General features: G+C 67.9%; 7 protein-coding genes and 1 tRNA gene. 4 read left to right on the top strand and 4 right to left on the bottom strand.

Features of this window, described 5'->3' with window-relative positions; genetic code table 11:
• The coding region (locus OOT08_RS00605; RefSeq protein WP_325090657.1) for an MFS transporter at positions 1-258 on the top strand (258 nt) is incomplete at its 5' end.
• A 110-nt stretch (positions 259-368) separates the two neighbouring features.
• A tRNA-Ala gene (locus tag OOT08_RS00600) sits at positions 369-444 on the top strand.
• A gap of 404 nt (positions 445-848) precedes the next feature.
• Here the strand turns inward: OOT08_RS00600 and OOT08_RS00595 are convergent.
• A complete protein-coding gene (locus tag OOT08_RS00595) occupies positions 849-1325 on the bottom strand; it encodes a MarR family winged helix-turn-helix transcriptional regulator (protein WP_325090656.1) in 477 nt (158 codons plus the stop codon).
• A 104-nt stretch (positions 1326-1429) separates the two neighbouring features.
• Here OOT08_RS00595 and OOT08_RS00590 point away from each other — a divergent pair, with 104 nt between their 5' ends.
• On the top strand, positions 1430-2326 hold the full coding sequence (locus OOT08_RS00590; RefSeq protein ID WP_325090655.1) for a quinone oxidoreductase family protein: 897 nt from the start codon (positions 1430-1432) through the stop codon (positions 2324-2326).
• A gap of 355 nt (positions 2327-2681) precedes the next feature.
• On the opposite strand, the gene OOT08_RS00585 is transcribed toward OOT08_RS00590, so the two are convergent.
• The 3 genes from OOT08_RS00585 to OOT08_RS00575 form a co-directional block, all read right to left on the bottom strand.
• Positions 2682-3626 (bottom strand): GrpB family protein, encoded by a 945-nt coding sequence (locus OOT08_RS00585; protein WP_325090654.1) that lies wholly within the window; start codon positions 3624-3626, stop codon positions 2682-2684.
• Positions 3627-4052: 426 nt separating this feature from the next.
• Positions 4053-4862 carry a hypothetical protein gene (locus tag OOT08_RS00580; protein ID WP_325090653.1) on the bottom strand — a complete coding sequence of 270 codons (810 nt, stop codon included), beginning with the start codon at positions 4860-4862 and terminating at the stop codon, positions 4053-4055.
• A gap of 700 nt (positions 4863-5562) precedes the next feature.
• On the bottom strand, positions 5563-6123 hold the full coding sequence (locus tag OOT08_RS00575) for a hypothetical protein (RefSeq protein ID WP_325090652.1): 561 nt from the start codon (positions 6121-6123) through the stop codon (positions 5563-5565).
• 343 nt (positions 6124-6466) lie between these two features.
• On the opposite strand from OOT08_RS00575, the gene OOT08_RS00570 reads away from it, so the two are divergent.
• Entirely contained in the window at positions 6467-7417 is a 951-nt protein-coding gene (locus tag OOT08_RS00570) for a spermidine synthase (RefSeq protein WP_325090651.1), read from the top strand.
• Positions 7418-7430 lie beyond the last annotated feature (13 nt).

Here is a 7430-nt window from a genome sequence, read left to right as displayed (position 1 = left end):
AACCCGGGGCAGCAGGCGGTGCTCGCCGATGTGGTGGGGCGGCGCGGGCGCAGCGGCCAGGTCGTCGCGAGCTATCAGATGATGACGGACCTCGGCGCGGTCCTCGGGCCCGTGCTCGCGGGCATGCTCGTGGACGCTTTCGGGTTCCCCTGGGGCTTCGGCGTGACCGCCGGAATCCTCCTCGTTGCCGCCGCGGTGTGGGCCGTCACGCCCGATTCGCGCCGCCTCGCGACGGACGAGGAATCGAGCCAGGGGTAGGCGCAGCCCCAGAATCCCGGGCGACGCGCCGTCGAACGTCTCGGTTTGAACGAGCCCGGGATTCGCGGCTACACTAGAGGAGTTCCAGCGGGAAGCCGCAAGAACAACACGGGTCTGTGGCGCAGTTGGTAGCGCACCTGCATGGCATGCAGGGGGTCAGGAGTTCGAATCTCCTCAGATCCACCATCAAGAAAAGCCTCGCTTCGGCGGGGCTTTTCTGGTCTCCGGAGATGAGCACGATTCTTGTGAACGCTGCGCGTTCGCTCCGAACGAATCGTGCCCCTCGATTCACTCATGCCGGCCTGGCTCGCAACGGTCCTTTCGTCTGCACTCTCGAAGCGGGCTCACCCAACACGGGGCGGGGGCGTGCCTCGCGAAGACGCGGGGAAAGCCGGACAGCGACCGCTGTGAGCAGGGGCAACATCCGAAGTCGGCCGGGGCATCAATCCGTTGCGAGGACGGAGAACCGAGGCCAGGACAATGCCAGCAAAGGTGCGTGCCACTCCGCCGATGCCGACGGGAAGCGCGCCGGGTGGTGCCAGCCGCGCTCGAACGTAGCCGGCGCGTTTCGACTGAGTCAAGGCAACGGATCAGCGCTCTCCGAGCGCGGTGCGCAGTTCACGCAGGAGCGTGGTCGCATCTGCGAGGCGACTCCCATATTTCAGGGCGAACTCTGTGAGGAGGGGTTGCCGGGCCTCGCGGGCCTGAGCGGCCAGGACTTGGCCATGGCGGGTCAGTTCGAGCACGACGGCGCGACCATCGGCGGCTGAGGTCGTGCGAGTGATGAGGCCGTCATCGACCAGTCGCGAGACGAGACGGCTCGGATGCCCCGACTCGGCCACCAGGTGCGCTGAGAGTTCCTTCAACGTGGCCGACCCCAGTGCGTCGAGAGCGATGATCGCCTCCGCTTGCACGCCGGTGAGTCCGAGTGGCTTGAAGCGCGCGGCGAGCGCGGCGTTGAGGTCGGTGACCAGGATCTTGACCTCGAAGGAGAACGCGAGGACCGCGTCCTCACCAGAATCGTGTGACATGTCATCTTGTTTCTTGTAGAGTGAAGTACGTGACATGTTATCTAACTCCGTCGGTGGGTGCCGCCCGCGCGATGCGTGTCGAGCAGTTCGGCACCACTCCGCCCGGCTCGACCCGGCGACGGTTCTGTGCGCGACGGGCTGTGGTGCGCGTCAGTCACGCCTCGGTCGGAGTGACCGATGCGATAGCGATGCGCGGGGACTACCTCATGCAGCCGTTCCCGGGATTCGTGCCCGGCTACGACTTCATCGGCGTCGTCGAGCATCTGCCGAGGGCCGACGCGACCGGGCTGCTCGTTGGCCAGCGAGTCGCGGGCATCCTGCCCCGCATGGGTGCCCATGCCACGATGATCTCCGCTGCGCCAGCGCTGCTGGTCCCCGTGCCCGAAGACCTCGACTCCGCGACAGCAGCGACCATCCCCCTGGATGCGGTCACAGCCTCGTTCGCTCTCGATGCCCTCGCCCTCGAACGCGCAGACAGCATCCTTGTCCAGGGTGCTGGTGGAGCGGTCAGCTCCTGGGCAGTGCAACTTGCGGCGAGGCGAGGGCACACGGTGCACGGCACGACCTCCTCTCGCTCACGCGCCCACTCCGAGAGCCTCGGCGCACACGTTCTTGACTACCGAGATCCCGCCTGGACAGAGCGTCTGATCGCCGCGACAGGCGGCGGCGTCGCCGGGGCGATCGACCAGACCGGAAGCCGAGCCGTGCGCCGCGTGGTGGTCCCTGGCGGGCGCATCGTTCGTATTGCCTTTGGCGGATCGCCAGGTCACCAACGCATGACGACGGCCCGCGGTTTCCTCGCCGCGAATCTTCGTCGCTACGCGCGACCCGCGGAGCGAGTCTGCTCAATTCCGATGAGCGTGCCGGTTCGCCGCGCCGCCTACCGTCAAGCCTTGGATGATGCACTCCGCTCGGTCGCCGCAGGCACCCTCGCACCCCCGGAACCTCGCCTGTTCCCGCTCGCGGCCTACTCCGACGCCATGACCGCTGCCGAGAACGCCGACCCCGGCGCGAAAGTCATCCTCACCGCAGGCTGATCCCGCTCCGGGCCAGGCTCACCGTTCAGAAGGTTCGCCAGTCACTGCCCCCGTGCGCAAACCACGCTGCTGGCCAGCAAAGCGCGAGGGGGCTGTTGCGTGTGGATGTGACAGACGGCCCTGCCTGTCGCCAACAAGCACCGTGGTGAGAGCGACGTGAGCGCTGCGCTCCGTCAGCGCGGTATGCAAACGCTGCACATTGACGACATCGATCGTTCGAGAGAGGTGCCCCGCGACGGTCAGGAGTCGTGAGCGAGGCCCGCTCCGCCGCAAAGTGCCACCGCCACGCAGGCCGTGCCGATGTCTGCGTTTCCGGCACCGATGACGACAGTGAGATCCGCGAATCGTGTTTGTGTCACCTCTCGGACCCGACAGAGTCTGGATCCCACCCTGTGGTTTGTGCCCATGCCTCAGCCTCGTTGTAGGCGGAGTCAAACCAGGAGTCCTTCGCTCTGGCGTACGCATCGAAGTTGGTGTCGTGCCGGTGCTCCGTCGCGAGGTCTTCCTTGACCCGGGCGTAGGCGTCCCGTCGATCATCGTTGGATCGAAGCCAGTCTCGGAAGAGGAGCGCGTACCGCCAGTTGGCGGCGCCGACGCGTCGAACATGCACGATGGTTCGCTGCGTGTCGTCCACCCCGGCGTAGAGACGCTTCTCCCACTGATCACGATCGGCGCATCTGCCGCGGGGGTTGTCGCTGCGCACCCCGGGCGCGTCCGGAACGATGCGCTGCACGTTGACGAATCCCGCCGACCGCAAGGCCAGGTCTGCCTCATCGAAATCGTCGAGACGAGCGAGGGACACCTGCAGATCGATGATCTCCTTCGCAGGAAGCCCGGGCACAGCGGTCGAGCCGATGTGATCAACGCACGGGGTCAGTCCACATCTCGTCAGCGCATGCGCCACGCGTGCCCCGAGGCGTTGAGCGGCATACCCCCAGCTTGGAGACCACGGCGTGATCGACGGGGGAAGGTCCGGCGGAAGCTCATGACAGCTTCGCCGACGGTCGACGTCGCGCACGCGACGGATGAACCGCTCGAGATCGAAGGGAGAGCATACGGTAGCGTCGACCAGATCACGGTTCTGAGCTGGACGCTCCTGCTCAGCGATGTCGACCACGAGATGCGAGTTCGCTGATGCTTCCCGGAGTGACTGACCCGCGTGAACCTGCGCCCGCACCGTGACGTTGGGCAAAGCGACCCGCAGCGTGTCGGCCGCGCGAAGCAGCTCCTCATCGCGGTCACCGGTCACCAACACGACCAAGGGTTGCAGCATCGTCCACCTCCGCTGGGGTTCCAGCATCGATTGCAAACTAGCACGGGAGCCAGGACGCGAGCTCCGGCCGTGGGCGGCTCAGCGGGCGCGCGTTCGTGAGGCACATCGGACGCCCACCTCCGTCGCGGGCAAGCCTGGATCGTGAGGCATGGCTTGCGAAAGTCGACGCGCATCGTGAGGGACGCAGCGGTGAGTGGCGTCGCTTGTGCGCGGCCTCTGGACCGTTCAAGACTCTCAGGTGAAGGTGTTGTGGTGCCAGATTGCTCGGCACTCCTCAGTGCAGAGGCGAGGCGCGACGTGTGCGCCGCGCGACGTCACCGCGGTGTGCAGCGCCTCTGCACGGTAACGACACTGATCTTTCCAGAGAGGTATCCCGGAGCGATCAGACGTCGCGAGCGGGGCCCGTTCCGCTCGCGACGTCTGATGACCGCTGTGCCTCCCGCTCAGGGGATGCTAGGAAATGCCCTCGAACAGCTCGGACAGGGGGTTGGGCGTCGCGCCGGAGGCCTTCGCGAGCTCGCTGAATCGGGCATCGGTGGCCGCGTTCTCGGTCTCGCTCGCGTTCTTGAAGAGGGAGAGGTACTCCGCGTCGCCCGCGGTTTCTTCGACCGACTGGACGCGGATGAGCCAGCACGTTGCGTCCGGAGTGAAGCCCTCACGGACTTCCCACGCGAGCGCGAGCGCGCCCAGGCAGACGTTGTTGGCGTCGAGGATCTCGGTCGCCGTGGCGTCCTCCTTGACGACCGCCAATTCGAACAGATCCGCCATCGTGTGCGTGGGGGAAATGTTCGCGCCGTTCGAGAGGAACTCGTCCGCGGCGTCGCGGTGTGTTCCGCAGAGGAACCGGGCGGCGAGCCAGGTCATCGCGGGATCCTCGAGCGCCGCTGCGTCGCCGGCCTCGTCCGCCCGGGTGCACGCATCGAGCCCCATGCCCACCACGGTCTCTCGGACCGCCGGCTCAGCATCGTCCCACGCCTGGAGCTCGACGGAGGTCCAGGTCGATGAGGGGTCAAGGCTTGCGACCATCGGGATCGCGAGGATCACGTTGTCGAAGAACTCCTGCTGGGCCTTCGGGTTGTGACGGTCATCCGCGGTGGGGGACTCTGCGGGGGACGTAGTGGGGGACTCGGCGGGCGCGTCCGAAGCGCCCGTATCGGCAGGGGCGCTCGGAGCTGATGCGCACCCGCTCAAAACCAGGGAAGCGGCAACCGCTGCGCTGGCCGCCAGCGCGGGCCAGGTCCGCCGTGATCGTGATGTTGACACGGTGTATTCCTCTCACGTTATCGGCGGCCGCAGGGAACGGTCCCCCTCAGAAATGTATCGCCTGCAGTTTATCGTGGCCGCTGCGAGCCCCGACATCGTCGGCTGGAGCGACCGCGTGCATCGCTGAGGGGGCGGCAGACTCCGTGGCGGCGTCACCGCGCACCGGGAGGGAATGACGAAACCTGCGCCTGGACCCGCTGCTCGCTCGTCGGGGAGTGTGCGGAACGCCCTCACCCGGGACCGGCAGGTCGTCGACCTGCCAAGCGTTGTCGCGCTGGCCGAGGGAACGCGGCAGGCGTCGCCGAAACGCACCGTGATGGCCAGGGCTGACTCTGCGACCGCATCGGGGCGATGCCGGTCGGGACCGCGTGGGTGATTTCCAAGCCGAGGCCGTTCGCCGCGGCACCCGCTCTGGTGGGCATGGGCTCGCCGCAATCGTGCCACTGAGGAACCGGGATACTGAACAACCGGGATACTCAGCAACCGGGATACTGAGTACCCGGAACGCTGGGCACGCCGAAGAATGCACGTGGATCTGCCCGTGACCGCTTACGTACACCCGGGCTGAACGCGCGCTCGGCCTGCCGAGCAGCAGCGAAAAACGGTGTCGGCTGTCACCAGCATCCTCAGCGGTCAGCAGGGATCGACCGGGTGAGGCGCTGCCGGGCCGCCCGAGTGCAGTGACCCGCAGTCCTCCGGGCTAGGCCTTCGGGAGCTGCGACGTTTCCTGCTCGAAGGCGTCAAGTGCTCGGCCGATATCGACCAAGCGCCCGAGCGCCTCGTCACGATGGCGCCAGTTGGGGTGCAGCGTCGTGTCGGCGGTGAGCGCCCGCCACACGCGGAGCCCGCGTCGTCCCTCGGCCAGAACCGTGGGCGACAGGGTGCCGGTGATCTTCACCTGCCCGAGCGCCGCGGCGACCCGGGTGCACGCCTCGAACATGAGCGCCTGCTCGTTCATGGCATCGGCACGAGCCCACGCCAACTGGTCTTGCTCCGGGGCATCGCTGAGGCCGACCGGGATCTCGAATCCGGACTCGGCGAGTGTCTGCGTGAGAAAGCCGCCAGGGTCGGCAGCTGCGCCGCGCTCCGTCAGCCAGTCCTCCAGCCCGCGGAGGGCGTCGCTCCCGTCGTCGCTGCCGAACGGCGCAAAGTCGTACATCTCTTCGTAGAACCAGTCGGGGGCGACGGCAACAAACCGGGGGTGGCTCGTGATCGGCGAGGTGCCCTCGCCGTCCATGTCATCCACATACAGCGTGGTCATGAAGCTCTCCTTCTCATCGCGCGTGAGGCCTGGCGTCGACCTGCTGGAAAGGCCGATCGTGCCTCTCCGCAAGGAACCATCCTTTGTGGGCGTTCCTGCGGACTCCCGGCAACGTCCGGCTCAGCCTATCGGTCCCCACGGACACGAGCGTTCCGCGCCAACGGCGATCGCGGCTCTGCCCCGGGGCGGGCCGATCCTGCTCCCAGACGACGAAGCACTCGGCCAGGGGCCGCCCGAACCGTGGGCACGCCGCATCCGTGCCAGCTCGCCGCAACCGAGACGGGGCGGTGAGCCTCCCGGGCACGCGCGCTCGGCGGGCCCGAGCCGGATCTAGACTGGGTGAGTGCTGAGGAAACGTCGAACACTGTCCGCCACGCTCACGGGTCGAGCGGTCACCCTCACGACGTCCAGGCTGAAATCTGGCCGCGTCGAGCTGAGCGTCGACGGGATCGCCCAGTCCATCGTCTCCCCGGCGGATCCCACTGCGCTCGCGTACCCGTACACGCGGCATATCGCCAGGGCGATCGATGTTTCGGCCCCGGCCGGAGCTCACCTCTTCACCGTGCACCTCGGGGCCGGAGCGCTCACGCTGGCCCGCTACGTCGAGGCGAGCCGCGCGGGCTCGCCCCAGCTCGTGGTCGAGTTCGAACCGGAGCTGTACGCCGAGATGCTTGCGGCGCTCCCATTGCCGCAGGGGAGCGACGTGCGCGTGATTTTCGGTGACGCTCGCGAGGTCGCCGACGCGGCCCTGCCCGCGGCATCCCCGCGGCCAGTTCCGGATCCTGCCACGGCAGTCGCGACGCCGGCGGGTCCGCGGGACGGCGCGCACCCTCCCGCCGTGCGCACCGCCGTCGCCGCTGAGTGGGTTGACGCCCCGTTCACGATCGTGGATCTCTGGGACGCCGCCGTCATCCATCGCCGCGTCGCCAGCCGCGAGTTTTTCGCTCGCGTCGCTGCGCGTTCCGCCGCTGACGGGGTCGTCGTCGTGAACGTGCTCGACGGCCACCCCTTTGCCTACGCGCGTCGCCAGGCGGCGACCCTGGCGACCGTCCTCGCTCACGTCGCGGTCGTGCTCGACGCGGATCCGCTCGACCCGGACGGGCCCCTCGGCAACGTCCTCGTCTTCGCGAGCGATGCGCCGCTCGACATCGTGGCCAACCCCGCCGTGCTCGGCCTGCCGGCCCCGAACGTCCTCCACGGCGGCGAGCTCGCCGCCTGGGTGGGTGCCGCTCGCGTCATGACCGACAGCGACGGCACCGATTCACCCGACCCGAACGACCCGCGCTGGGGCTAAGCGTTCGGAGCCC

The organism is Leucobacter sp. M11 (assembly GCF_035726885.1).
Lineage (GTDB): Bacteria > Actinomycetota > Actinomycetes > Actinomycetales > Microbacteriaceae > JAPFRB01.
The sequence above is the reverse complement of the archived record's forward strand: the minus strand, read 5'-3'. Positions and strand labels throughout refer to the sequence as shown.

Coding starts and splice junctions, on each gene's coding strand:
- OOT08_RS00595 (WP_325090656.1), bottom strand. CDS start 1,325: ATGTCACGTACTTCACTCTACAAGAAACAAGATGACATGTCACACGAT.
- OOT08_RS00585 (WP_325090654.1), bottom strand. CDS start 3,626: ATGCTGGAACCCCAGCGGAGGTGGACGATGCTGCAACCCTTGGTCGTG.
- OOT08_RS00575 (WP_325090652.1), bottom strand. CDS start 6,123: ATGACCACGCTGTATGTGGATGACATGGACGGCGAGGGCACCTCGCCG.